Source organism: Streptomyces sp. HNM0574, assembly GCF_012726235.1.
GTDB lineage: Bacteria > Actinomycetota > Actinomycetes > Streptomycetales > Streptomycetaceae > Streptomyces.
Genome location: NZ_JAASAH010000001.1, coordinates 698,268 through 722,373, shown reverse-complemented (window position 1 = coordinate 722,373; position 24,106 = coordinate 698,268). Strand labels below are relative to the sequence as shown.

Annotated in this window: 22 protein-coding genes; 7 read left to right on the top strand and 15 right to left on the bottom strand. The window is 73.0% G+C overall.

All coding sequences use genetic code 11. The annotated features are described in order from the left end of the window. Positions 1-151: 151 nt before the first annotated feature. From HCC30_RS02995 to HCC30_RS02985, 3 genes are read right to left on the bottom strand one after another with little or no spacing between them, the layout of a single operon-like run. Positions 152-961 carry a 3-oxoacyl-ACP reductase gene (locus tag HCC30_RS02995; RefSeq protein ID WP_169440357.1) on the bottom strand — a complete coding sequence of 270 codons (810 nt, stop codon included), beginning with the start codon at positions 959-961 and terminating at the stop codon, positions 152-154. Beyond that, positions 958-2,322 carry an aldehyde dehydrogenase family protein gene (locus tag HCC30_RS02990; protein ID WP_169440356.1) on the bottom strand — a complete coding sequence of 455 codons (1,365 nt, stop codon included), beginning with the start codon at positions 2,320-2,322 and terminating at the stop codon, positions 958-960. The genes HCC30_RS02995 and HCC30_RS02990 overlap by 4 nt, the downstream gene beginning before the upstream one ends. Before the next feature lie 10 nt (positions 2,323-2,332). Further along, positions 2,333-3,745, bottom strand: a complete 1,413-nt coding sequence (locus tag HCC30_RS02985) for a glutamine synthetase family protein (RefSeq protein WP_346776466.1) — start codon at positions 3,743-3,745, stop codon at positions 2,333-2,335. Between the two features lie 97 nt (positions 3,746-3,842). Here HCC30_RS02985 and HCC30_RS02980 point away from each other — a divergent pair, with 97 nt between their 5' ends. The 3 genes from HCC30_RS02980 (at position 3,843) to HCC30_RS02970 (ending at position 7,039) form a co-directional block, all read left to right on the top strand. Next, positions 3,843-4,586, top strand: coding sequence for an FCD domain-containing protein (locus HCC30_RS02980; RefSeq protein WP_169440354.1), 744 nt, complete (start codon positions 3,843-3,845; stop codon positions 4,584-4,586). 133 nt (positions 4,587-4,719) lie between these two features. Then, complete coding sequence (gene eat / locus HCC30_RS02975; RefSeq protein ID WP_169440353.1) at positions 4,720-6,246, top strand: ethanolamine permease; 1,527 nt, start codon at positions 4,720-4,722, stop codon at positions 6,244-6,246. Positions 6,247-6,319: 73 nt separating this feature from the next. Beyond that, complete coding sequence (locus HCC30_RS02970) at positions 6,320-7,039, top strand: gamma-glutamyl-gamma-aminobutyrate hydrolase family protein (RefSeq protein ID WP_169440352.1); 720 nt, start codon at positions 6,320-6,322, stop codon at positions 7,037-7,039. On the opposite strand, the gene HCC30_RS02965 is transcribed toward HCC30_RS02970, so the two are convergent. Beyond that, positions 7,002-7,967: a LysR family transcriptional regulator gene (locus HCC30_RS02965; protein ID WP_169440351.1), complete on the bottom strand. Its 966-nt coding sequence runs from the start codon at positions 7,965-7,967 to the stop codon at positions 7,002-7,004. The genes HCC30_RS02970 and HCC30_RS02965 overlap by 38 nt on opposite strands. Positions 7,968-8,038: 71 nt before the next feature. Between HCC30_RS02965 and HCC30_RS02960 the strand changes: the two genes are divergently transcribed. Beyond that, entirely contained in the window at positions 8,039-9,139 is a 1,101-nt protein-coding gene (locus HCC30_RS02960; protein WP_169440350.1) for a TDT family transporter, read from the top strand. On the opposite strand, the gene HCC30_RS02955 is transcribed toward HCC30_RS02960, so the two are convergent. After that, a complete protein-coding gene (locus HCC30_RS02955) occupies positions 9,087-9,863 on the bottom strand; it encodes a helical backbone metal receptor (protein WP_169440349.1) in 777 nt (258 codons plus the stop codon). The genes HCC30_RS02960 and HCC30_RS02955 overlap by 53 nt on opposite strands. A gap of 223 nt (positions 9,864-10,086) precedes the next feature. Here HCC30_RS02955 and HCC30_RS02950 point away from each other — a divergent pair, with 223 nt between their 5' ends. Both HCC30_RS02950 and HCC30_RS02945 read left to right on the top strand, forming a co-directional pair. Then, complete coding sequence (locus HCC30_RS02950) at positions 10,087-11,004, top strand: 5'-3' exonuclease (RefSeq protein WP_206323331.1); 918 nt, start codon at positions 10,087-10,089, stop codon at positions 11,002-11,004. A 165-nt stretch (positions 11,005-11,169) separates the two neighbouring features. Continuing rightward, a complete protein-coding gene (locus tag HCC30_RS02945; RefSeq protein WP_169440348.1) occupies positions 11,170-12,015 on the top strand; it encodes a siderophore-interacting protein in 846 nt (281 codons plus the stop codon). A 22-nt stretch (positions 12,016-12,037) separates the two neighbouring features. Here the strand turns inward: HCC30_RS02945 and HCC30_RS02940 are convergent, their stop codons facing one another. Continuing rightward, complete coding sequence (locus HCC30_RS02940; RefSeq protein ID WP_346776465.1) at positions 12,038-13,189, bottom strand: phosphatidylinositol-specific phospholipase C1-like protein; 1,152 nt, start codon at positions 13,187-13,189, stop codon at positions 12,038-12,040. Between the two features lie 197 nt (positions 13,190-13,386). After that, a complete protein-coding gene (locus HCC30_RS02935; RefSeq protein WP_169440347.1) occupies positions 13,387-16,266 on the bottom strand; it encodes a DEAD/DEAH box helicase in 2,880 nt (959 codons plus the stop codon). Positions 16,267-16,531: 265 nt separating this feature from the next. Between HCC30_RS02935 and HCC30_RS02930 the strand changes: the two genes are divergently transcribed. After that, positions 16,532-16,822 carry a hypothetical protein gene (locus HCC30_RS02930; RefSeq protein WP_169440346.1) on the top strand — a complete coding sequence of 97 codons (291 nt, stop codon included), beginning with the start codon at positions 16,532-16,534 and terminating at the stop codon, positions 16,820-16,822. Positions 16,823-16,905: 83 nt separating this feature from the next. Here the strand turns inward: HCC30_RS02930 and tatC are convergent, their stop codons facing one another. From tatC to pafA, 8 genes are all read right to left on the bottom strand, one after another. Next, the gene (tatC, locus tag HCC30_RS02925) at positions 16,906-17,886 is read right to left on the bottom strand and encodes a twin-arginine translocase subunit TatC (protein ID WP_206323230.1); all 981 of its coding nucleotides are present in this window, start codon (positions 17,884-17,886) and stop codon (positions 16,906-16,908) included. Between the two features lie 119 nt (positions 17,887-18,005). Further along, positions 18,006-18,311, bottom strand: coding sequence for a Sec-independent protein translocase subunit TatA (gene tatA, locus HCC30_RS02920; protein WP_169440344.1), 306 nt, complete (start codon positions 18,309-18,311; stop codon positions 18,006-18,008). Between the two features lie 225 nt (positions 18,312-18,536). Further along, entirely contained in the window at positions 18,537-18,776 is a 240-nt protein-coding gene (locus tag HCC30_RS02915; protein ID WP_169440343.1) for a hypothetical protein, read from the bottom strand. Positions 18,777-18,846: 70 nt separating this feature from the next. After that, a complete protein-coding gene (locus HCC30_RS02910) occupies positions 18,847-19,809 on the bottom strand; it encodes a WYL domain-containing protein (protein ID WP_169440342.1) in 963 nt (320 codons plus the stop codon). 16 nt (positions 19,810-19,825) lie between these two features. Then, positions 19,826-20,803: a WYL domain-containing protein gene (locus HCC30_RS02905; protein WP_169440341.1), complete on the bottom strand. Its 978-nt coding sequence runs from the start codon at positions 20,801-20,803 to the stop codon at positions 19,826-19,828. A gap of 304 nt (positions 20,804-21,107) precedes the next feature. After that, positions 21,108-21,482, bottom strand: a complete 375-nt coding sequence (locus tag HCC30_RS02900) for an FKBP-type peptidyl-prolyl cis-trans isomerase (protein WP_169440340.1) — start codon at positions 21,480-21,482, stop codon at positions 21,108-21,110. A 96-nt stretch (positions 21,483-21,578) separates the two neighbouring features. Continuing rightward, a complete protein-coding gene (locus HCC30_RS02895; RefSeq protein WP_346776464.1) occupies positions 21,579-22,475 on the bottom strand; it encodes an FKBP-type peptidyl-prolyl cis-trans isomerase in 897 nt (298 codons plus the stop codon). 263 nt (positions 22,476-22,738) lie between these two features. Further along, complete coding sequence (gene pafA / locus HCC30_RS02890) at positions 22,739-24,100, bottom strand: Pup--protein ligase (RefSeq protein WP_169440338.1); 1,362 nt, start codon at positions 24,098-24,100, stop codon at positions 22,739-22,741. Positions 24,101-24,106 lie beyond the last annotated feature (6 nt).

The window sequence follows — 24,106 nt, the reverse complement described above, 5'->3', positions numbered from 1 at the left end:
CGCGAACGGCCACGGCGTACGGGGCGGCCCGGCGACGGCAGTTGAGCACCCCGCGCCGGGGCTGGGCGGCTGCGCTTGCCAGCCCTGCGCCTCGGCGCAGTTCTCCCAAGCGGGGCGGGCCCGAGAAGCGGGGGTCGCCCCGAGAAGCCCCTCACACCGGCGTCACGTACGCCCCCGCGATACCCCCATCGACGAGGAACTCGGTCGCGTTGACGAACGTCGAGTCGTCGCTGGCGAGGAAGGCGACCGCCGCCGCGATCTCGGTCGCCTCGGCGAAGCGTCCGACGGGCACGTGCACCAGGCGGCGCTGCGCCCGCTCCGGGTCCTTCGCGAACAGCTCCTGGAGCAGCGGGGTGTTGACCGGGCCGGGGCACAACGCGTTGACCCGGATGCCCTCGCGGGCGAACTGCACGCCCAGTTCGCGGGACATGGCCAGCACCCCGCCCTTGGACGCGGTGTAGCTGATCTGCGAGGTGGCGGCGCCCATCACGGCGACGAAGGAGGCGGTGTTGATGATGCTGCCCCGGCCCTGCTCCCGCATGTAGGGCAGCGCGGCCTGGCAGCAGAGGTACACGGAGGTGAGGTTGACCTCCTGCACCCGCTTCCAGGCGTCGAGCCCGGTGGTGAGGATCGAGTCGTCGTCGGGCGGCGAGATGCCCGCGTTGTTGAAGGCGACGTCGACCGAGCCGTACCGCTCCTTCGCCGTCCGGAACAGCGCCTCGACCTGTTCCTTGTCGGTGACGTCGGTCTCCGCGTACGTCCCGCCGGTCTCCTCGGCGGCGGCCTTGCCGCGTACGGTGTCGACGTCGGCGCAGACGACGTTCGCGCCCTCGGACGCGAGCCTGCGGGCCGTGGCGAGGCCGATGCCGCTGCCGGCCCCGGTGACGACGGCGGTGCGGCCGGCGAGGCGGCGGCAGAGCGGCCCGTCGGAGTGCGGCGCTGCGGTGGTCCCGTCGGTCATGGGTGCTCCTCCGTGCTGATGAAGACGTTCTTGGTCTCGGTGAAGGCGGACAGCGCGTCGGGGCCGAGTTCGCGGCCGAGGCCGGACTGGCGGAAGCCGCCGAAGGGGGTCGTGTAGCGCACGGCGCTGTGGGAGTTGACGGACAGGTTCCCGGCCTCGACGGCGCGCGAGACCCGCAGGGCGCGGTTGACGTCCCGGGTCCAGACCGATCCGGCGAGGCCGTAGGCGGTGCCGTTGGCCAGGCGTACGGCGTCGTCCTCGTCCTCGAACGGGATGACCACGGCGACGGGGCCGAAGATCTCCTCCTCCGCGGTGCGTTCGCCGGGCTTCCCCTCCAGCACGGTCGCCGGGTACCAGTAGCCCTTGCCCTCGGGGACGGTGCCGCGGATGAGGGCGGGGGCGTCCTCGGGGACGAAGTCCCGTACCCGGTCCCGGTGCGCGGCGGAGATGAGCGGGCCCATCTCGGTCGCGGGGTCGGTGGGGTCGCCGGCGCGGAAGGTCTTCACGGCCGGTTCGAGGAGTTCCATGAACTGCTCGTAGGCGTGGGCCTGGACGAGGATGCGGCTGCGGGCGCAGCAGTCCTGGCCCGTGTTGTCGAGGAAGGAGGCGGGCGCGGCCGCGGCGGCGAGGGGCAGGTCGGCGTCGGAGAAGACGATGTTGGGGCTCTTGCCGCCGAGTTCGAGCGTCACCGGCTTCACGGAGGCCGCGCAGCGGGCCATGACCTCCTTGCCGACGGCGGTGGAGCCGGTGAAGACGACCTTGTCGACGCCGGGGTGTTCGACGAGGGCCGTGCCCGCGACGGGCCCCTCGCCGGGCAGCACCTGGAAGAGGTGCTCGGGGAGCCCGGCCTCCAGGGCGAGTTCGGCGAGGCGCAGCGCGGTGAGCGGGGTGGCCTCGGCGGGCTTGACGACGACGGCGTTGCCCGCGGCGAGCGCGGGCGCGCTGCCCCAGGCGGTGACGGGCATGGGGAAGTTCCAGGGCGCGATGACGCCGACGACGCCGAGGGGGTCGTGGTACGTGAGGTCGATGCCGCCCGCGACGGGGATCTGCCGTCCGGTCAGCCGCTCGACGCCGCCGGCCGCGTAGTCGAGCAGGTCACGGACGTTGGCCGCCTCCCCTCTGGCGTTGGCGACCGGGTGCCCGGCCTCGCGCACCTCCAACTGGGCGAGTTCCTCGCGGTGTTCGTCGACGGCGACGGCGAACCGCCGCAGCAGCCTGGCCCGGTCGGCGGGGGCGAGGGCCGCCCAGCCGCGCTGGGCGCGCCGGGCGCGTACGACGGCGGCGTCGGTCTCCTCGGGGCCGGCCGCGGGGACGGTCGCGACGCGTTCCTCGGTGGCCGGGTTGACGACGTGCAGTTCCACGGGCGGTTCCTCACATGCGCTCGAAGGAGCGGTAACGCTCCCAGTCGGTCACGGCGGTGTCGTACGCCTCCTGCTCCACCCGCGCCATCGTGGCGTAGTGGGCGGCGACGTCGTCGCCGAAGGCCTCGCGCGCCAGGGTGCTCTTCTCCCAGAGGTCGGCGGCCTCGCGGAGGGTGGCGGGGACGTGCTCGGCGTCGCCCTCGTAGGCGTTTCCGGTGCACTCCTCGGGGAGTTCGAGGCCGCGGTCCACGCCGTCGAGCCCGGCGGCGATCATCCCGGCGACGGCGAGGTAGGGGTTGACGTCGCCGCCGGGCACCCGGTTCTCCAGCCGGTGGGCGTGCCCGTGGCCGACGACGCGGAGCGCGCAGCTGCGGTTGTCGGGGCCCCAGGCGACGGCGGTGGGCGCGAAGGAGCCGGGGCGGAAGCGCTTGTAGGAGTTGATGTTGGGCGCGTAGAGCAGGGTGAACTCCCGCAGTGCGGCGAGCTGTCCGGCGAGGAAGTGCCGCATGGTGGCGGACATGCCGTACGGGCCGTGCTCGTCGGCGAGGACGGGGCGGCCCTCGGCGTCCCGCAGGGAGAGGTGGATGTGGCAGGAATTGCCCTCCCGCTCGTCGTACTTGGCCATGAAGGTGAGCGCCTTGCCCTCCTGCGCGGCGATCTCCTTGGCCCCGGTCTTGTAGACGGAGGTCTGGTCGCAGGTGGTGAGCGCGTCGGCGTAGCGGAAGGCGATCTCGTGCTGGCCGAGGTTGCACTCGCCCTTCGCGGACTCGACGGTCATCCCGGCCCCGCCCATCTCGTTGCGGATGCGGCGCAGCAGCGGCTCGACGCGGGCCGTGCCGAGGACGGAGTAGTCGTTGTTGTACTGGTTGGCGGGTGTCAGGCCGCGGTACGCGCGGTCCCAGGCCGTCTCGTAGGTGTCCTGGAAGACCATGAACTCCAGCTCGGTGCCCACGTGGGCGCTCCAGCCGCGGGCGGCGAGGCGGTCGAGCTGGCGGCGGAGGATCTGCCGGGGCGAGGGGCCGACGGGGGTGCCGTCGTGCCAGGTGAGGTCGGCGGTCATCATGGCGGTGCCGGGCTGCCAGGGGACGCGGCGGAGGGTGGCGGGGTCGCCGCGCATGGCGAAGTCGCCGTAGCCGCGCTCCCAGGAGGCCATCTCGTAGCGCTCGACGGTGTTCAGCTCGACGTCCACGGCCAGCAGGTAGTTGCAGCCCTCGGTGCCGCGCTCCAGCACGTCGTCGAGGAAGAAGCGGGCGGCGAACCGCTTGCCCTGGAGGCGGCCCTGCATGTCGGTGAAGGCGAGGACGACGGTGTCGATCTCGCCCGCGTCGACGAGCGCGCGCAGTTCCGCGACGGCCAGCGGGGGTGAACTCCCGGACGGCGGCGGTGGGGTGAGGGGCGAGCGGTGGGGCGTGGCGTCTAGCACAGGCTGCCTCCGTGTCGGTCCGCGGGAAGCCATAAGGTAGTGGCGAAGACCATTGATACGGAAGAGGTCGCGCGCAGCGGGCGGACAGGAGGACGGGATGACGGACGGGGACGCGGCGGTCCGGCTGGAGACGGTGCTGCGCCCCGTCCGGGCCGGGAACGGGTTCGAGGAGGCGCTGGAGCAGATACTCCAGGTCATCCGGCTCGGCCTGGTCGGCGGCGGCGAACGGCTGCCGGCGGAGCGGGAGTTGGCCGAGCGGCTGGGCATCAGCCGGGTGACCCTGCGCGAGGTGCTGCGGGTGCTGGCCGAGGAGGGCCTCGTGGTCAGCCGCCGGGGCCGGTACGGCGGCACCTTCGTCAGGGCCGCTCCCCCGGGCGGCAGCCCGGCACCGCCGGACGGGCCCGACGAGCACGCCGTCGAGGACATGCTGATCCTCCGTGAGGTGCTGGAGACCGGCGCCGCCGGGGTGTGCGCCGCGCGCCCGCTGACCGGGGACGACGCGGAGCGCGTCCGCGCGGCGCTGGACGCGACGCGGGACGCGGCGCCCGAGGACTACCGCAGACAGGACACGCTCTTCCACCTCACCCTGGTCGAACTCGCGGGCTCGCCCTCGCTGACGGCGCAGTACGCGGCCGTGCGCGCCAAGGTCAACGGGCTGCTGGACCGCATCCCGCTGCTCGTCCGCAACCTCGAACACGCGCAGCACCAGCACGCGGCCCTGGTGGACGCGGTGCTCTCGGGCGACCCCGAACTGGCGCGCGCCGTCAGCCAGGAGCACTGCGCGGGCACGGCGGCGCTGCTGCGCGGCTTCCTCGTCGGGGGCACCGGCTCCGGCGCGTGAGGGGCGCGCGGCCTCCGGATCAACCCGCGCTCGCGCACAGGGGGTTGCGCCCGGCACGCCGTGGCACAAAGGTATGGGGCCACACCAATGTCCGCGCCCTCGCGGCGGCCCGTGCGGCAGACAGGAGTGGCCCATGCCAGACGGAACCCACGGCGGGCCGGACCCGCGTCCCGGGAACGGCGGGGAGAGCGCGGAGCGCTATCTCCAGCGGCGGACCCTGCGGCGCGGCAGCGCGGGCTGGCTGCTGCTGACCGGACTCGGCGTCGCGTACGTCGTCTCGGGCGACTACGCGGGCTGGAACTTCGGTCTCGCGGAGGGCGGTTTCGGCGGACTCGCCATCGCCACCGTGCTGATGGGCACGATGTACACCTGCCTGGTCTTCTCCCTCGCCGAACTCTCCTCCGTCCTCCCCACGGCCGGCGGCGGCTACGGCTTCGCGCGCCGGGCGCTCGGCACCTGGGGCGGCTTCCTCACAGGGACGGCCATCCTCATCGAGTACGTCCTCGCGCCCGCCGCGATCTCCGTCTTCATCGGCGGATACGTGGAGTCCCTCGGCCTGTTCGGCCTGGAGCAGGGCTGGCCCGTCTCGCTGGCCTGCTTCGCGCTGTTCATCGGCATCCACCTGTGGGGCGTGGGCGAGGCGCTGCGGTTCAGCTTCGTCGTGACGGGTGTCGCCGTCGCCGCGCTGCTCGTCTTCTGCGTCGGCGCGCTGGCCGACTTCGACCCGGGCTCGCTGCACGACGTCGCCGTCGACGAGCGGGCGCTCGGGGCGAGTTCGTGGCTGCCGCTGGGACTGCTGGGGATCTGGGCGGCCTTCCCGTTCGGCATGTGGTTCTTCCTCGGCGTCGAGGGCGTGCCGCTGGCGGCCGAGGAGACGAAGGACCCGGCGCGGAGCCTGCCGAAGGCGATGGCCTGCGCGATCGGCGTCCTGGTGCTGCTGGCCCTGCTGACGCTGGTGCCCGCCGCCGGGGCCGCCGGGTCCGACGCGATCAAGGACGCCGACAACCCGCTCGTCGCCGCGCTGGAGGCCGCCGCCGGAGGACAGTCGACGACGCTGAGCCGCGTGGTCAACTACGCCGGGCTGGCCGGGCTCGTGGCCTCCTTCTTCTCCCTCATCTACGCCGGTTCACGGCAGCTGTTCGCGCTCTCCCGCGCGGGCTACCTGCCCCGCTTCCTGTCGCTCACCAGCCGCCGCAAGGCGCCCTACCTGGGGCTGATCGTCCCGGGCGGCATCGGCTTCACGCTCGCCGCGGTCACCGGGGACGGCGCCCGGATGCTGAACATCGCGGTGTTCGGCGCCGCGGTCTCCTACGTGCTGATGTCGCTCTCGCACATCGTGCTGCGGCGGCGGGAGCCGTGGCTGCACCGGCCGTACCGGACGCCGGGCGGCGTCCTCACCTCGTCCGTCGCGTTCGTCCTGGCCTGCGCGGCCGTCGTCGCGACCTTCCTCGTGGACCCGAAGGCGGCCGGGATCGCGCTCGTGCTGTACGCGGTGGCCGTGGGCTACTTCGCCCTCTACAGCAGGCACCGGCTGGTGGCCGCGGCGCCCGAGGAGGAGTTCGCCGCGCTCGCCGCCGCCGAGGCCGAACTCGACCGCGAGGGCGGCCTCCCCGGCCCCGGGGCCCCGGAAGCGGACGTCCCCGCGCCCGACCGGCCGTGACGCCCGCCGCCCCCGGCCCGTTCTCCCCGTGACCCCGAACCGTCCCTCTGCGACCGCCCGTTGGAGGCCCCGCATGTCCGCGCAGCCGTCCGGCCCCGTGCCGCTCGTCGGCGTCAGCACCTATCTGGAGGCCGACGTCCGCTGGGGCGTGTGGCGGCAGCCCGCCGCCGTGCTGCCCGCCGGGTACCACCGGCTCGTCCAGCGCGCGGGCGGCCTCGCCGCGCTGCTCCCGCCGGACGCGCCCGCGCTGGCGGCCCGCGCCGTCGCCCGGCTGGACGCGCTCGTCGTCTCCGGCGGCCCGGACGTCGACCCGGCGCGGTACGGCGAGCCGCGCGCGCCCGAGTGCGGGCCGCCCGCGCCCGAGCGGGACGCCTGGGAACTCGCCCTGATCGAGGCCGCGTTGGAGCGGCGGCTGCCGCTGCTCGGCATCTGCCGGGGCATGCAGCTGCTCAACGTGGCCCTCGGCGGCAGCCTCGCCCAGCACCTGGCGGGCCACCAGGGCCCGCCCGGCGTCTTCGGCGCGCACCCCGTACGGCAGGTGCCCGGCACGCTGCTGGCCGAGGTGCTGCCGGGAGAACTGACCGTGCCGACGTACCACCACCAGGCCACCGCCCGGCTCGGCGCGGGGCTGGTCCCGGGCGCGCACGCGGAGGACGGCACCGTGGAGGCGCTGGAGCTGCCGTCCGCCGACGGTTTCGTCCTCGCCGTCCAGTGGCACCCGGAGGCGGGCGACGACCTGCGGCTGCTGACCGCGCTCAACCGCGCTGCTGCCGCGCGGGAACCCGCCGGGTGAGGGCCAGCAGCTCCCGTGCGGGCCCGGCCGGGCGGGTGCCGCGCGGCCACACGGCCCGCAGCTCGCGCCGCAGCCGGACGCCCGCGACCGGCACCTCGACCAGCCGCCCGGCCGACAGCTCCTCCCCCACGGCCAGTTCGCTGAGCACCGAGGGTCCCGCGCCGCTGACCACGGCCGCCTTCACCGCGGTGGTGGAGGCGAGTTCGAGCAGCGGCGCCGCCGGGCCGCCGTGCCGCGCGAGCGCGGTGTCCAGCACCTGACGCGTACCGGAGCCGGACTCGCGCAGGATCAGCGGCGCCCCGGCGAGCTCCCGCGGCGTCAGTGGCTCGCGTCGCCGTGCCCAGGGGTGCCCGGGCGCGGCGACGACGAGCAGCCGGTCGCGGGCGATGACGGTGCCGTCCAGGCCCTCGGGCTTGCCGACGCCCTCGACGAAGCCCAGGTCGGCCTCCTCGGCGCGCAGGTGCGCGGCGACGGCGAGGGAGTTCCCGGCGAGCAGGGAGACGGCGGTGCCGGGGCGTTCGGCGCGCAGCGCGATCAGCCAGCCCGGCAGCAGGTACTCGGCGATGGTCATGCTGGCGGCGACGCGCAGCCGCGCGTCCCGCCGTCCGCACAGCGCCTGGACGCCCGAGTCGAACGCCTCGGCCGCCTCCACCACCCGCCGCGCCCAGTCCGTGACCAGGGCCCCGGCCTCCGTCAGCCGGGAGCCGCGCGGCGAGCGCTCCAGCAGGGCCAGGCCGAGCTGCCGTTCCATGGCGCGGATGCGGCTGCTGGCCGCCGGCTGGGTCACGCCCGTCTCCCGTGCCGCGCGGCCGAGGCTGCCGAGCCGGGCCACGGCCAGCAGCAGCTGGAGCGCCCCGAGGTCGGGCACCCGGTGCGCCAGCCGCGCGGCCGCACCGGGCCCGGGCACGGATTCGGGTGCTTCGGTCATCAGTCCAGCTTATGCCCTCATAGATCGGCGGGCCCTGGTGAGGCGGCGTCCCCGCTGCGAGCGTGAGGGCCATGACGACACTCGCGCACTCCCCGGTGCGGCCGCTCCCCCCGCCCGGCCCGGGCACCGCCCGGCTCCGCCACCTCGCCCCGAACTGGTACGCGGCCGTGATGGGCACCGCGATCATCGCCGGGGCCGGTGCCGCGCTGCCCTGGCACCCGGGCTGGCTGCGCCCCGCGCTGACCGTCGTCTGGACCGTCTCCGCGCTCATGCTCGCCGCGCTGCTCACCGCCAGGTCCTGGCACTGGCTGCGGCACACCGAGCAGGCCCGCGCGCACCTGCGGGACCCGGCCGTCGCCCCGTTCTACGGCTGTCTGCCGATGGCGCTGCTCGCGGTCGGCGGCGGCGCCCTGGCGACCGGCATACCCGGCGGCGCGACCGTCGACCTCGTGCTGTGGTCGGCCGGCACCGCGCTGGGCGTCGTCACCGCCGTGGGCGTCCCGTACCTGATGGTCGTACGGCACGAGATCACGCCGGGGAAGGCCTCGCCCGTGTGGCTGCTCCCCGTCGTCGCGCCGATGGTCTCGGCCGCGCTCGGGCCGCCGCTCGCGGAGCAACTGCCCGCCGGGCAGGGCAGGTCGGCGATGCTGCTGGGCTGCTTCGCGCTGTTCGGCATGAGCCTGTTCGCGACACTGCTGATCCTGCCCGCCGTCTTCAGCGGCCTCGTCCACCACGGCGCCCCGGCCGTCCCCGCGACGCCGACGCTGGTGCTCGTCCTCGGCCCGCTCGGGCAGTCCACCACCGCCGTCGGCAACCTCGCGGACGCGGCACCCGGCGGGTTCACCGCCGCCTCGGTGCTGTACGGGGTGCCGGTGATGGGCTTCGCGCTGATGTGGCTGCTGCTCTCGGCGGCGATGGTGCTCCGCGCCCTGCGGCACGGGATGCGGTTCACGATGACCTGGTGGGCGTTCACCTTCCCCGTCGGCACCTGCGTCACCGGGGCGGCGGCCCTGGCCCGGCACACCGGGCTGCACGCGCTGAACTGGCTGGCCGCGGCGCTCTACGCGCTGCTGGTCACCGCCTGGGCCGTGGCCCTGTTCCGCACCGGGCGCGGGCTGCTCAGCGGAGAGCTGCTCGCAGCGCCGAGGCCAGCTCCCGCGGCGCCTCGGTGAGCGAGGGCCCGTACCAGGTGAGGTGCCGGCCGCTGACCAGCGCGGCGGGCAGCGCGGGGAAGCTCTCGGGGCCGTCGTCGGCGGTGAAGCGGTACGGCTCGTCGGGCAGCACGACGAGCCCGGGACGGCGGGAGGCCGCGGGCCCGTTGAGCTCGTCGAGCGGGAGGCGCGGATAGCGCTCGGGGTGCTCCGCGTACACGTTGCGCACCCCGAGGTGCGCGAGCACCGAGCCGGCGAAGGTGTCCCGCCCGAGCACCATCCAGGGCCTGCGCCACACGGGCACGACGGCGTCCGCGTCGAAGCGGTGCCGTACGTCCCGCCAGGCGTCCTCGGCGTCGGTGAGCCAGGCCGGGCGGGGCAGGCCGCAGCCGCGGGTCAGCATCCGGTCCAGTTCGCCGAACGACTGCTCCAGGGTGCGGACTTCGGTCACCAGGACCTCGGTGCCGGCGGCGCGCAGCGCGGCCAGGTCGGGCTCCCGGTTCTCCTCCTCGTTGGCGACGACGAGATCGGGCGCGAGCCGCAGGATCCGCTCCACGTCCGGGTTCTTGGTGCCGCCGACCCGGGTGACCGGCAGCTCCGGCGGGTGCGTGCACCAGTCCGTCGCGCCGGTGAGAAGACCGGGTTCGGTGGCCGCGATCGCCTCCGTCAGCGACGGCACCAGCGAGACGACGGAGGTCACGGCGCGCCGCACGGTACGGGTACGGCCTGTCTGCCCAGAGCCCATACCCGCACCGTACGCCCAACTCACGCCCCCGCGTCCCCCGTTGCTCCCCCGTCTTCCCCCTCGGGGGCGCTCTCCCCGTGGTGCTCCCCAGCCTAGGAAGGGCGCCGGGCGGCCGTCACCCGGTTTTCCGCGGGCCCGGCACGGTCCCGGCGGCGGCGCGGAACGGCGGCGCCCGGTGCGGCATGATCGGGGCGTGATGACCGTGACACCGCAGCCCCGCCTGATGCTCCTCGACACCGCCTCCCTCTACTTCCGCGCCTACTACGGCGTCCCCGACTCCGTCCGCGCCCCCGACGGCACCCCCGTCAACGCCGTGCGCGGGCTCCTCGACTTCATCGCCCGGCTCGTCCGCGAGCACCAGCCGTCGGCGCTCGTCGCCTGCATGGACTTCGACTGGCGCCCGCAGTGGCGCGTCGAGCTGATCCCCACGTACAAGGCGCACCGGGTGGCCGAGGAGCGGCCGGAGGGGGCCGACGCGGAGGAGGTCCCCGACACCCTCTCCCCGCAGATCCCGGTGATCGACGAGGTGCTCGACGCCGTCGGCATCGCCCGCGTCGGCGCGGACGGCTACGAGGCCGACGACATCATCGGCACCCTCACGGCCCGCGCCGGGGGCCCCGTCGACATCGTCACCGGCGACCGCGACCTGCTCCAGCTCGTCGACGACGCCCGGGGGGTGCGCGTGCTGTACCCGGTCAAGGGCGTCGGCACCCTGCACACCTACGACGCCGGGGCGCTGCGCGAGAAGTACGGGGTGGACGGCTCCGGTTACGCGGATCTCGCGCTGCTGCGCGGCGACCCGAGCGACGGCCTGCCCGGTGTGCCCGGCATCGGCGAGAAGACCGCGGCGAAGCTGCTGGCCGCGCACGGCGACCTGCCGGGCATCCTCGCCGCCGCCGACGACCCCGTCTCGAAGATCACCCCGGCCCAGCGCAAGCGGCTGCACGAGGCCCGTGCGTACCTGGCCGTCGCCCCCGAGGTCGTCCGCGTCGCCTCCGACGTACAGCTCCCCGCCTTCGACGACGCGCTGCCCGCCGGTCCGCGCGACCCGGAGGCGGTGGCCCGGCTCGGTGAGCGGTGGGGCCTGGGCGGATCGCTGGAGCGGCTGCTGACGGTCCTGGCCGAGCGCGCGGAGAGCTGACCGGGCCGGAAAATCGGGAGCGTACGGAAAGGGGCCCTGAGCGGGGGAAACGCGCCGGGCGGGCGTCCGGGCGGCCGGATCGCGCCCGGCGCGGAGGTTTACCCGAATGATAGGTTAGGCAAACCTAACCAGTGATTCCCCGTAACGCGTCCCAGGGAGGCCCTCGTGGCAGACCGCCCGGCCCGCAAGCAGCCCCAGCTCCACCGCGCTCAGGTCACGCGCACCGAGCAACTGACCCCGCACATGCGACGGGTCGTGCTCGGCGGCGAGGGCCTGGCGGAGTTCCCCGACGGCGAGTACACCGACCGTTACGTGAAGCTCCTCTTCCCCGTGCCCGGGGTGACCTACCCCGAGCCCTTCGACATGGCGGTGATCCGCGCCGAGTTCCCGCGTGACCAGTGGCCCGCGATGCGCACCTACACCGTGCGGCACTGGGACGCGGCCACCCGCGAGCTGACCGTCGACTTCGTCGTCCACGGCGACACCGGCCTCGCCGGGCCGTGGGCCCTGAAGGCCCGGCCGGGCGACGAGATCTTCCTGCTCGGGCCCGGCGGCGCGTACGCCCCCGAGGCCGGGGCCGACTGGCACCTCCTCGCCGGTGACGAGTCCGCGCTGCCCGCGATCGCCGCCGCGCTGGAGGGCATGCCGCCCGGCGCGAAGGTGGACGCGCTGATCGAGATCGCCGGGCCCGAGGAGCAGCAGCCGCTGCCCGCGCCCGAGGGCACCCGCGTCGTCTGGCTGCACCGCGGCGAGGCCAAGCCCGGCGAGCTGCTCGTCGAGGCCGTGCGGGAACTCGGCTTCCCCGAGGGCCGGGTGCAGGCGTTCGTGCACGGCGAGGCCGGTTTCGTGAAGGAGCTGCGCCGCCACCTCCGGCTCGAACGGGGCATCCCCCGCGAGCAGTTGTCCATCTCCGGGTACTGGCGGATGGGCCACGACGAGGACGGCTGGCAGGCGTCCAAGCAGGAGTGGAACGCCCAGGTCGAGGCCGAGCAGGAGCGCCGCGCGGCCTGATCACCGGCGGCCCGTCCCGGCCTCAGCGCTCCGGCGGGTGCCCGCGCGGGCAGGCGCGGGGCGGGGCCGTGACGGGGTTGCAGCGCACCGTCCCCTCGCCGGGCGGGAGTTCGGCCACGTAGTCGGAGCCGTACCGCGCGGCGAGGCCGGGGACGGGGAAGTCGGTGCTCACCATCTGCGCACCGGAGGCCAGCGCGTCCCGCAGCCTTCCCGTCCCGCCGCCGCGCGCCTGGGTCAGCGGCTCGTCGGAGCGGGTGCGGACGTAGTAGCCCCGCTCGACGAGCTTCCGGATACGTTCCCGGCCCGCGCCCGTCGGGTCGTTGACCTTCATGAACGCCGCGTCCGGACGGCCTGGTTCCGCGTCCGTGAACAGCATCCGGCCCTGTAGGCTCTCCCGGCCTCCGGCGCGGTAGGCGTCCTGGAGCGACGCGTCGTCGTTGTCCATCAGGAACATCACCGACCCCCTGGCCTCCGCCAGCCGGGGCCACCCGTGCCGGAGCACCGACTCCTCCAGCGTCTCCCCCGCGCGGCGCACGTCGTCCGGGGTGACCGTCGCCGACTCGGGGAAGACCTCGCGGAGTTCGGCGTCCAGCGCGTCGAGCATCGCCGTGTCCCAGGGCGGGCTGACGGCGCCGCCGCGGCGCTCCCACTCCGGATCGGTCCGCTTCAGTTCGAGCAGGACGGGGACGGGCGCGTGGCCCGGGCTCCGCTGCGACCAGTCACGTACCTGCCGCAGACAGCCGCGCAGGGTCACGCAGTGGGTGCGGTAGTCGAAGTCGGCCCAGTGCAGCACCTTGAAGCCCGGCTTCCGCCACTCCGGGCCGGCCGGGGGCGGCAGCCCGGCGGCGCGGCGGATCAGCGGGTCCGCGTACAGCCCGCCCTCCGGGTCGGGGAAGACGTCCAGCTCGATGCCGCGCACCCGCTGCCGCTCCAGCTGCACCGGGAGCGCGGCGTGCGAGTAGAGCAGCGTGCCGAAACCCGGGTCGTGCCGGGCCATCAACCGCTGCTCGGCGAAGGACACTTCACGGTGGTAGCTGTTGTGCGTGGCCATGGCCTGCACCTGGTTCATCCGCAGCGCCCCGGCCCCGGACGGCGCCTGAGCCGCCGCACCCGGCACCAGCGCCACGAGCAGACACCCGGCGAGCCCGAGGGCCACCCGGCGACGGACACCCACACGTCCCACGGCACGCGACACACCGGCCTCCCCCGGGCGGACGACTCGGACCGACGACCCTGCCGCACGGGAACAACCGTTCCCCGCACGGCGGTTGACGCCCCGCTGAACATGCCCGCACCCGACCGTCCGGTCAACACCCGGAACGCACCGCGGCCCCCGGTTCCGCGGGGAACCGGGGGCCGCGACGGGCTGACTCAGCCGACGCTGGAGTACGCGACGACGCCGCGCACCATCGAGTTGACCGCGCGGCGCGCGTTCCGGGCGACGGTGCCGCCCTCGGGGGCCGCCGCCGCGATCTGGCCCAGGACGTCCACGCACTGCTTGACCCAGCGCACGAAGTCACCGGCCGGCATGTCCGCGTCCCGCAGCACCGCGTCCAGGCCCTGGCCCTCGGCCCAGCAGAACGCCGTCCACGCGAAGCCGAGATCCGGCTCCCGCTGGCCGACGCCCTCGCTCTGGTGCACGCGGTGCTCCTCCTCCAGCGCGTCCAGGCGGCCCCAGATGTTCACCATCTCGTCCAGCGCCCGGGCGGCCCTGCCACCCGGCAGCTTCGGCGCGACCGGCTCCTCCGAGGAGCGGGCCTCGTACACCAACGCCGAGGCGCAGGCGGCGAGTTCGGACGGGCCGAGCTCCTCCCACACGCCGTCCCGCAGGCACTCGCTGGCCAGCAGATCCAGCTCGCCGTAGAGCCGCGCGAGCCTGCGGCCGTCCTCCGTCACCTCGTCACCGCGGAGGTAGCCGAGGGCCGAGAGCAGCGCGTACACCCGGTCGAAGGTGCGGGCGATGGTGTTCGTCCGGCCCTCGATCCGGCGCTCCAGCTGGCGGGTGTCCCGGCGCAGCCGCTGATAGCGCTCGGCCCAGCGCGCGTGGTCCTCCCGCTCGTCGCAGCCGTGGCAGGGGTGCTGCCGGATCTCGGCGCGCAGCCGCGCGATCTCCTGGTCGTCCGCCGCCGCGGAGCGGCGCTTCTGGTGCCGGGGCGGGGTGTGGTGGCCCGCCTTGGTGCGCAGCGCGGAGGCCAGGTCCCGACGGGACTGGGGGCTGCGGGCGTTGAACGACTTGGGCACCCGCATCCGCTCCACCGGCTCCACCGGAACCGGGAAGTCGATCGGCCCGAGCCGCTTCACCTGCCGCTGCGCCGTGAGCACCAGCGGGCGCGGACCCTCCTCGTACTGGTCCCAGCCGCGGTCGCCGCCGCGGCCGCGCGGGCCGCCGCGCGGCGGGGCGCCACGGCCCCGGGTTCCCGGGTCCAGCACCAGCGCGAGGCCGGCGAACTTGCCCGTCGGCACGTGGATCACGTCGCCCGGCTTGAGCTTCTCCAGCGCGTCCGCCGCCTCGGCCCGCCGCTGCGCCGCGCCCTGCTTGGCCAGCTCCGTCTCCCGGTCCTTCAGCTCGCGCCGCAGCCTGGAGTACTCCTCGAAGTCGCCCAAGTGGCAGGTCATGGAGGCCCGGTAGCCCTCCAGGCCCTCCTCGTTCTTCTGCACCTGCCGCGAGATGCCGACCACCGAGCGGTCCGCCTGGAACTGCGCGAACGAGGTCTCCAGCAGCTCACGCGACCGGTGCCGCCCGAACTGGCCCACCAGGTTGACCGCCATGTTGTACGACGGCTTGAACGAGGAACGCAGCGGATACGTCCGCGTACCCGCCAGCCCCGCCAGCGCGCCCGGGTCCATGCCGCGCTGCCAGAGCACGACGGCGTGGCCCTCGATGTCGATGCCGCGCCGCCCGGCCCGGCCCGTCAGCTGCGTGAACTCGCCCGGGGTGATGTCCGCGTGCTGCTCGCCGTTCCACTTGACGAGCTTCTCCAGCACCACGGAACGCGCGGGCATGTTGATGCCCAGCGCCAGGGTCTCCGTCGCGAAGACGACCTTCACCAGGCCCTGGACGAACAGCTCCTCCACGACCTCCTTGAAGGTCGGCAGCATGCCCGCGTGGTGCGCGGCGATGCCCCGCTCCAGCCCTTCCAGCCACTCGAAGTAGCCCAGGACGTGCAGATCCTGGTCGGGGATGTCGGCCGTGCGCTCCTCGACGATCTCCCTGACCCGGTCCCGTTCCGCCTGGTCGTTCAGCCGCAGACCGGAGTACAGGCACTGCTGGACGGCGGCCTGGCACCCGGCCCGGCTGAAGATGAAGCTGATGCAGGGCAGCAGGCCCGCCGAATCCAGCCGGTCCACCACCTCGGGGCGGCTCGGCGTCCACACGCGGTTGCGCGCGCGGCGCTCCCGCTCCCGGTCGGCCTCCCGCTTGGGCCTGCCGCGGCCGCGCTCGCGCGGGCCGACCCGGCTGTTCTCCATCCGGGCCATCCGCACCAGGTCCGGGTTGACCTCGCGCTTGACGCTCCGGCTGCCGTCCTTCGCGTCGGCCTTGGCCTCGGACTTCCCGCCGGACTTCTCCTCGAAGAGGTCGTACATACGGCGCCCGGCCAGCACGTGCTGCCACAGCGGCACGGGCCGGTGCTCGGAGACGATCACCTCGGTGTCCCCGCGGACGGTGTCCAGCCAGTCGCCGAACTCCTCGGCGTTGGACACCGTGGCCGACAGGGACACCAGCGCGACCGACTCGGGAAGGTGGATGATCACCTCTTCCCAGACGGCGCCGCGGAAGCGGTCCGAGAGGTAGTGCACCTCGTCCATGACCACGTACCCGAGGCCGAGCAGGGCCTGCGAGCCCGCGTACAGCATGTTCCGCAGGACCTCGGTGGTCATCACGATGACGGGTGCGTCGCCGTTGACGCTGTTGTCACCCGTCAGCAGCCCGACCTTCTCCACGCCGTAGCGCTTCACGAGGTCGTTGTACTTCTGGTTGGACAGCGCCTTGATCGGCGTCGTGTAGAAGCATTTGCGGCCCTGCTCCAGGGCCAGGTGGACGGCGAACTCGCCGACGATCGTCTTGCCGGAACCGGTCGGCGCCGCGACCAGCACTCCCTTTCCGGCTTCGAGGGATTGACAGGCCTCGATCTGGAACTCGTCGAGATCGAAGTCGTACAGGTCACGGAAGGAGGCGAGAGCGGTGGCCTGCTCGGCGGCGCGTTTCCGGGCAGCTGCGTAGCGCTCTGCTGGGGACAGATCCTCGGTCATCGTGGCTACGAGCCTACCGGCCACCACCGACAGAGCTCACGTCCGTTTCACGGCCGGTGAGCGTCCGCACCGCTCCGTACGCCCCCGGGGCCGCGCACTCGCACTGTCTTCGCCTCCGCGACGATCGGAAGCCTTCACTCCGCTTTTACAGCGTTCCGGGCGCCCTCTAAGATCATCTTCGCTTTTGCCGCCGTAAAGACGGCAATGCCCGCAGTATCCGAATCTGCCACACAGGACAGGACGACCACTGTCCGAAGGGGGAGCGATGAAGAAGCTCAAGGCCGCCACGGTCACCGCCGCACTCGCGGTGACCGTCGCCGGACTGCCCATGGTCACCGCGGCACCCGCGTCCGCGGCGGGAGGCTACGGCAAGTGCCTCACGGCCACCTGGTACCTCAACAAGAACGCCGTGAACCTGCACAACGGCTGCAAGAAGACCGTCAAGATCCGCATCGCGGAACGCTGGTGGCCGGACAGCAGCTGCAAGACCATCAAGCCGAAGAAGAGCCTCTACTACCGGGGCACGGGGGCGCTCCAGGGCCTGAAGAAGTGCTGACGCGCTGACCCCACGGGGAAGCCGGAACGGCGGTGCCCGCCACCCGAAGGTGGCGGGCACCGCCGTTTCCGTTCCGCCCCGGATCAGGTCGCGTCGCCGTACCCGTCGGGGTCGCCGCGCCGGCCGTCGCCGTTCCGGGAGTCGCCCTCGCCGTCCTCGGTGAGGCGGCGCGGGGCCGGGACGGACTCGCCGCGGCCGATCGCCTCGGGCGTGAGGTCCAGCGGGGCGGCCTCGTCGTCGTCCAGGCCGTCGTTCGGGTCCTCGCGCTTGCGGCGGCGGTCGTTGAAGAAGGAGATCCCGACGGCGCTGAAGAACAGGGCGACGATCGGCGCGGCCAGGACGAGCATCGTCAGCGGGTCGCCGCTCGGCGTGGCGACGGCGGCGAAGACCGTGATGCCCAGCACCATCCCGCGCCACCAGCTCAGCATCCGCCGCGCGCTCAGCACCCCGCCGAGGTTCAACAGGACCAGCAGCAGCGGCAGTTCGAAGGCGAGGCCGAAGGCGAGGACGAGGCGGGTGATGATGTCGAAGAACTTGTCCAGCGGAATGAGGTTGCCCGTGCCGTCCGGCGTGAAGGACAGCATCGCCTGCGCCGCGGTCGGCAGCGTGACGTAGGCGAGGTAGGCACCGCCGAGGAACAGCGGGAAGCCCGCGGCGACGAAGGAGCGCGCGTACTTCTTCTCGTGCCGGTGGAGGCCCGGGGCCAGGAAGGCCCACAGCTGGTGCAGCCAGATCGGGGACGCGGCGACGACGCCCGCCGTGAGGGACACCTTGAGCATGATCGTGAAGGGCTCGATCATGCCGTTGATGGTGATCTCGGCGCAGGTCTCGCCGTCCTTGGCGGCCTCACCGAAGCCCTTGGTACAGCCCACCGCCTCGCGCACCGGGTGCATGAGGAACTCGGCGATCGGCTTGTAGTAGATCATCGCCACGACGGTGACGACGAGGATCGCGAGGACCGCCTTCATCAGACGGTTGCGCAGCTCCCGCAGATGCTCCGCGAGAGGCATCCGCCCTTCGGGATCCTTGTCCCGCTTGCCCTGCCTAAGAGCCGACTTGAGCAACCCAGGTCCTCGTTTGTCAGATGTGTCGGAATTGTCGGTGAATCAGCGGCGCGCCCGTCCGGCCGGTGGACGCCTGGCACGATGCGCCCGCGAGCCGGATGACGTCCTTCGCGGTTCCGTCAGTTCTTCTGCGTCTGGGCCTGCGTGGAAGCCTGCGCCTGCTCGCCGACGGGACGGGAGCTGTCCACATCACCGGGGGCGGCGGAGATGGTCTTCGGAGCGGACTGCTGCGCGGTGGAGGAGTCGCCGGCCTGCGCCTCGTCGCCGCTGCCGCCCTCCTTCTTCATCTGCTTCGCCTCGCTCTTGAGGATGCGGGCGGACTTGCCGAGCGAACGGGCCATGTCAGGAAGCTTCTTGGCGCCGAACAGCAGCAGGATGACCAGGACGATCAGTACGATCTCGAGGGGCTTCAGGTTGCCGATCATGTGCCACTACCTTCTCGCCGGGGCGGCGTCTTTCTTTGCCTGCCGTATGAATTCGGACCGTCTGTAGCACACGGCCATGGATGTCACGCGGAATTTGCCGAGAACGATCGTAACCCTGGCGGGTAAACGCGCGGCAATGGCCGTGCGTACGCCGGATTGCGCTCCCTCTCCCGCGCCGGCCGCCTCAGCAGCTTACCGCTCGGGACCGCGGCCAAGGAGAGGGCGTCACGGCCCTGTGGAAAACGTGCCGGGCCGTACTCCCGTTCCCTGCGCGGTGCGCGAGGCGGTGCCCGCGAGCGGTGCCGCGGCGCGTTCCAGGTCCTCGGCCGCGCGCGTGATCCGCTCCGAACTGTCCCCCACGGCCCGCGTGAAGCGGCGCACTTCCAGACCCACCCGCACGGCGAGCACCCCGAGCACGGCGATCGAGCAGAAGCCGAGCGTGACAAAGAACATGGGCCAGAACATGCGCCGAGCCTAGGCCGTCAACCCCCCACGGGCCGAAACGGGGTCACGCCGGACGCGTGAGACGTCCCGTTCACTCCCCGTACGCCGCGAGCGCCCGGCGGGCCGCTTCCCGTGCGCTGTCGGCGAGTTCGGCCGGGGCGATGATCCGGCCGTCGCCGCCGAGCCGCAGCGCCAGCCGGCGCAGCGAGGCCGGGTCGGGGGTGCGCAGCGTGATCCGCAGCCCGCCCTCCGGGAGTTCCTCCGCGGTGTCGTGCGGGTAGTACTCGGCGACCCACCGGCCGCCGGGACCGACCTCGACCACCACCTCGGGGTCCTCGGCCGCCGGCTGCACCAGTTCCTCGCTCAGGTCCCGCAGTTCGACCGGCGGCGGATCGGCCGGCTCGTCGAGCAGCTCGATCGCGGCCACCCGGTCCAGCCGGAACGTGCGGCGCGCCTCCGACCTCCGGCACCACGCCTCGACGTAGGTGTGGCCGACGGCGAACAGCCGGACGGGGTCGATCTCGCGGTCCGACAGCGCGTCACGCGCGGGCGAGTAGTACCTGATCCACAGCCTCCGCCGCTCCGCGAGCGCCCGGTCGACGGCGGCGAAGACGCCGCCCTCCGACTCGAAGGTCACCGACAGCCGGGAGCTGGCGCCCGCCATCTCCCCCGCGGCCTCCTCCAGCTTCGCCGTCGCGCTGCGCAGCGCGTCCCGGTCGCTCTCCCGCAGCCCGGGGAGGGTGGCCACCGCGCGCGCCGCGACGAGCAGCGCCGTCGCCTCGTCGGCCGCCAGCCGCAGCGGCTGCGCGCTGTCGCTGCCGAGCGCGTCGGCGTTCCGCCACCAGATGCGCTCGCCGTCGGTGTCGATCTCCAGCAGGTCCCCGCCGCGGAAGCTGGTGCCGCACATGGGCAGCACGTCCAGGTCGGAGATCAGCTCGTCCTCGGTGATCCCGAAGGCGCGGGCCACCTCCTCGACGCGCGCGCCGGGACGGTCGCGCAGGTACGTCACCAGCGACAGCATCCTGCGGGTCTGGTCAATGGCGTTCGTCGCCATGGCGTCCTCGTCCCCCTCAGCCCTTGGCCACGGCACGCAGCCGGTCGATGACATCGGCACGCAGTTCGGCCGGTTCCAGCACCACCACGTCGGGCCCGAACTCCACGAGCCAGGCGTCCAGTCCGTGCCCGTACGGGATCTCCAGCTCGTCCCAGCCGTCGCCGAGTTCGCGCACCTCGGCCGCGCGCGCCCGCAGCGGGTAACCGGAACCGGAACGCAGCCGGATGCGGGCCGTACGCGAGGCGCTCTCGCCCGCCCAGCGCTCGACCGTCTCACGCACCGTCACCTGATCCGGAACCGGCGCGGTGAACCCGCCCTGGCGGGCCCGTACGGTGCCGGTGATGCGGGAGAGGCGGAAGACCCGCTCGGCCGCGCGGTCCCGGTCGAAGCCGGCCAGATACCAGTGGCCGCGCCAGCACTCCAGCGTCCACGGCTCGACCTGGCGCCGCTGCGCCTGCGCCGCGTTGGACTTGCGGTAGTCGAAGACCACCGGGCGGCGGTCGCGGCAGGCGAGCATCAGCGGCTCGAACGCCGCCTCACGGGCCGGGATGTACGGCTCGATCGTGCTGTGGCCCTCCTCGGGGCCGGGGCCCTGGGCCTCGTCCGTCCCCTGCTGCGGCAGCCCGCCGGCGGCGCGCAGCTTCTGGAGTGCGCCGCTGGCCGCGCCCGCGAGCCTGGCCTGCTGCCACACCCGCGCGGCGAGGCCGAGCGCGGTGGCCTCGGCGGCGTCCAGCGTCACGGGAGGCAGCCGGTTGCTGTCGTGCCGGGCGACGTAGCCGATCTCGCCCTCGACGCTCTCCACCGTGTCGATGACCAGACCGAGTTCGCGCAGATCGTCCTTGTCACGCTCGAACTTGCGGTTGAAGGAGTCGTCGTTGCCGGCCTCGATGTACGCCTCGATGGAGCCGCGCAGCTCACGCTTGGTGAGCGGGCGTCGCGCGCTCAGCAGGCACAGCGCCAGATTCATCAGCCGCTCGGCCTTGGCAATCGCCATGGAATCCTCGTGCCCTCTCCGCTGCCGCTCGCTCACCGTCCGTCGCCCGCACGCCGGGCCCCGCGCCCGTCCCCGCGCGCACGCGTGGGCGCGCCCGCGCGGCGCCGCTCGCACCCGTGCCGGGCAGTTGACCGTACCGCCCGCCGCGTCCCCCGCAAAAGCGAGGGTACGGCGGCGGAGGGGGAGATCCGCGCAGCGCGGTGGAGCGGGAACGGACGAGGGCCCCGCACGGTGGCGGGGCCCTCGGGGTGGCTCGTGGCGGAGCCGTCGTACCGGACGGGCCGGCACGGGTGCTGCGGTCCGCTCAGACGGAGACCAGGTCGCAGACGAAGATCAGCGTCTCGTTCGGTGCGATCCGGCCGCCGCCCGCGCCGCGCTCGCCGTAGGCGAGGTGAGCCGGGATGGTCAGCCGACGGCGGCCGCCGACCTTCATGCCCTGGACGCCGCGGTCCCAGCCGGGGATGACCTGGCCGGAACCGAGCTGGAACTGCAGCGGCTTGCCCCGGTTCCAGCTCGCGTCGAACTCTTCTCCGGTGGAGAAGGAGACGCCGACATAGTGCACGGAGACGTTGTCCCCGGCCTTGGCCTCCGGACCGTCACCCTCCCAGAGATCCACGATCTCCAGGTCCGCCGGCGGCGCGCCCTCGGGGAAGTCGACCTCGGGCTTGTCGATGCTCACGAATTGGCTCCTACGAACGAATCTTTCGGACAACTGCGCCAGTCTGCCACGCCCGGTGACCCCCGTACGCACAGCCGTGACCTGCGCGCTGGGGCGTCAGCTGACGTTGATGACGTCGACGGTGAAGACGACGCCCGAACCGAACTGCTTCTGCTGCTCCTTGGGGAAGTCGTCCTTCGGGACGGAGAACACCACGCGGCTGCCCTCCTTCACCCCGTCCAGACCTTCCTTCCAGCCCGGGATCTGGGAGACGGGGATCTCCTGCGGGCCGCCCATCTTCCAGGTGTCGTCCAGCTGACGGCCCTGCTCGCCCGGCTTCCAGCGCTTGGCGGTGAAGTTGGCGAGAACGGTGCTCTTCGCGTCGACCTTCTTGCCGTCGCCCTCGATGACCGTCTGCCGGACCAGCTCGTCCGGGCCCTTCTCCTCGCCCTTCGGCATCTTGACCTCGGGCGCCTTCTTCTCGTCGATCTTGGTGCTGACCTCGGGAAGCTCCGGGTTCTGCGGCTCGTCCGAGGGCTTGCCGTCGATCTTGCTCGGCATGACCTTCTTCAGGTCGACGACGAAGACCAGCGTGGAGTTGCCCGGGATCTGCGGCGGCTGGCCCTGCTTGCCGTAGCCCTTGTCCGGCGGGACGACGATCTCGACGCGGCTGCCGAGCTTCTTGCCGACCAGCGCCTCGTCCCAGCCCTTGATGACGTTGCCGGTGCCGATCTGGAACGTCGCGGGCTGGCCGCGCTTGAAGCTGCTGTCGAACTCCTTGCCGTTCCACAGCTGGCCGAGGTAGTCGACGTTGATCGTGTCGCCCTTCTCGACCTTCTGGCCCTTGCCCTCCTTCAGCACCTTCTCCTGGAGGTCCTTCGGCGGGTCCCCCTCGCCCTTCTCCACCTTGGGCGTCTTCCCGAAGTCGCCGCTGACGGCCGGGGCGGCGCCGCCCTGCGCGTCGGACGAGTCGTCGCCGCCGCAGGCCGCCACGGAGGTGATCAGAAGAGGCACGGCCACCGCCGCCGCAGCGGCGCGGCGCACGGTGGGCTTCCGGAAACGGGGGGTCTTCCCCCGGGGAGTTCGCAGCATGAGTCCAACTCGCGGTGTAGGGATGTCCGGGCGGTCGGGCCCAACCCTACGACCCCTCCCTGTCACCCCAGCACCCCGACGACACGACGTCCTCACCCTCTCCGCACACCACACCGCCCCCGTGCGGCACCGTCCGGAGGGACGGCGCCGCACGGGGGCGGCAGTCGGCGGTGTGCGGGCGCGGTTCACATACCGGCGATGAGCTTCTCCACCCGCTCGTCCACCGACCGGAACGGGTCCTTGCACAACACCGTGCGCTGCGCCTGGTCGTTGAGCTTCAGGTGCACCCAGTCGACGGTGAAGTCCCGGCGCTGCTCCTGGGCGCGGCGGATGAAGTCCCCGCGCAGCCGCGCCCGCGTCGTCTGCGGCGGCACGGACTTGCCCTCGAAGATCTTCAGGTCGTTGCAGATCCGCTTGGCCTGGCCGCTGCGCTCCAGCAGGTAGTACAGCCCACGACGGCGGTGGATGTCGTGGTAGGCGAGGTCTATCTGCGCGACCCGCGGATGGGACATGCTCATGTTGTTCTTCGCCCGGTACCGCTCGATGAGCTGGTGCTTCATGACCCAGTCGATCTCGGTGTCGACCTTCTCCAGCTGCTGGGTGCGCACCGCGTCCAGCGTGCGCCCCCACAGCTCCAGCACCTGCTCGATCCGGCCCGTCCGCAGCCCCCTGCGCTCGCAGAAGTCCACGGCCTTCTCGTAGTACTCCTCCTGCACCTCGAGCGCGGACGCCTCACGTCCGCTGGCCAGCCGCACCTTCCGCTGGCCGGTGATGTCGTGGCTGACCTCGCGGATCGCCCGGATCGGGTTCTCCAGCGTCAGGTCCCGCATGACGGTGCCCGCCTCGATCATGCGCAGCACCAGGTCGGTGGCGCCGACCTTCAGCAGCATCGTCGTCTCGGACATGTTGGAGTCGCCGACGATGACGTGCAGGCGCCGGTAGCGCTCGGCGTCGGCGTGCGGCTCGTCGCGGGTGTTGATGATGGGGCGGGAGCGGGTCGTCGCGGAGGAGACGCCCTCCCAGATGTGCTCGGCCCGCTGGCTGACGCAGTACACGGCGCCGCGGGGGGTCTGCAGGACCTTTCCCGCGCCGCACATCAGCTGCCGGGTGACCAGGAAGGGAATGAGGACGTCGGCCAGCCGCGAGAACTCCCCGTGCCGTGCCACCAGATAATTCTCGTGACAGCCGTAGGAGTTGCCCGCCGAGTCGGTGTTGTTCTTGAAGAGGTAGACGTCGCCCGCGATTCCTTCTTCGTGCAGACGGCGTTCGGCATCGACGAGGAGGCCTTCGAGAATCCGCTCCCCCGACTTGTCGTGCGTGACGAGTTCCGTCACGTTGTCGCATTCGGGAGTCGCGTACTCCGGGTGCGACCCCACGTCCAGGTAGAGGCGGGCGCCGTTGCGCAGGAACACATTGCTGCTCCGGCCCCATGACACGACACGACGGAAGAGGTACCGCGCCACCTCGTCGGGAGACAGCCGTCGCTGACCCCGGAACGTGCAGGTGACGCCGTACTCGTTCTCCAGCCCGAAGATTCGGCGGTCCATGACTGA

Coding starts and splice junctions, on each gene's coding strand:
- HCC30_RS02995 (WP_169440357.1), bottom strand. CDS start 961: ATGACCGACGGGACCACCGCAGCGCCGCACTCCGACGGGCCGCTCTGC.
- HCC30_RS02980 (WP_169440354.1), top strand. CDS start 3,843: ATGACGGACGGGGACGCGGCGGTCCGGCTGGAGACGGTGCTGCGCCCC.
- eat (WP_169440353.1), top strand. CDS start 4,720: ATGCCAGACGGAACCCACGGCGGGCCGGACCCGCGTCCCGGGAACGGC.
- HCC30_RS02970 (WP_169440352.1), top strand. CDS start 6,320: ATGTCCGCGCAGCCGTCCGGCCCCGTGCCGCTCGTCGGCGTCAGCACC.
- HCC30_RS02965 (WP_169440351.1), bottom strand. CDS start 7,967: ATGACCGAAGCACCCGAATCCGTGCCCGGGCCCGGTGCGGCCGCGCGG.
- HCC30_RS02960 (WP_169440350.1), top strand. CDS start 8,039: ATGACGACACTCGCGCACTCCCCGGTGCGGCCGCTCCCCCCGCCCGGC.
- HCC30_RS02955 (WP_169440349.1), bottom strand. CDS start 9,863: ATGGGCTCTGGGCAGACAGGCCGTACCCGTACCGTGCGGCGCGCCGTG.
- HCC30_RS02950 (WP_206323331.1), top strand. CDS start 10,087: ATGCTCCTCGACACCGCCTCCCTCTACTTCCGCGCCTACTACGGCGTC.
- HCC30_RS02935 (WP_169440347.1), bottom strand. CDS start 16,266: ATGACCGAGGATCTGTCCCCAGCAGAGCGCTACGCAGCTGCCCGGAAA.
- HCC30_RS02930 (WP_169440346.1), top strand. CDS start 16,532: ATGAAGAAGCTCAAGGCCGCCACGGTCACCGCCGCACTCGCGGTGACC.
- tatA (WP_169440344.1), bottom strand. CDS start 18,311: ATGATCGGCAACCTGAAGCCCCTCGAGATCGTACTGATCGTCCTGGTC.
- HCC30_RS02915 (WP_169440343.1), bottom strand. CDS start 18,776: ATGTTCTGGCCCATGTTCTTTGTCACGCTCGGCTTCTGCTCGATCGCC.
- HCC30_RS02910 (WP_169440342.1), bottom strand. CDS start 19,809: ATGGCGACGAACGCCATTGACCAGACCCGCAGGATGCTGTCGCTGGTG.
- HCC30_RS02905 (WP_169440341.1), bottom strand. CDS start 20,803: ATGGCGATTGCCAAGGCCGAGCGGCTGATGAATCTGGCGCTGTGCCTG.
- pafA (WP_169440338.1), bottom strand. CDS start 24,100: ATGGACCGCCGAATCTTCGGGCTGGAGAACGAGTACGGCGTCACCTGC.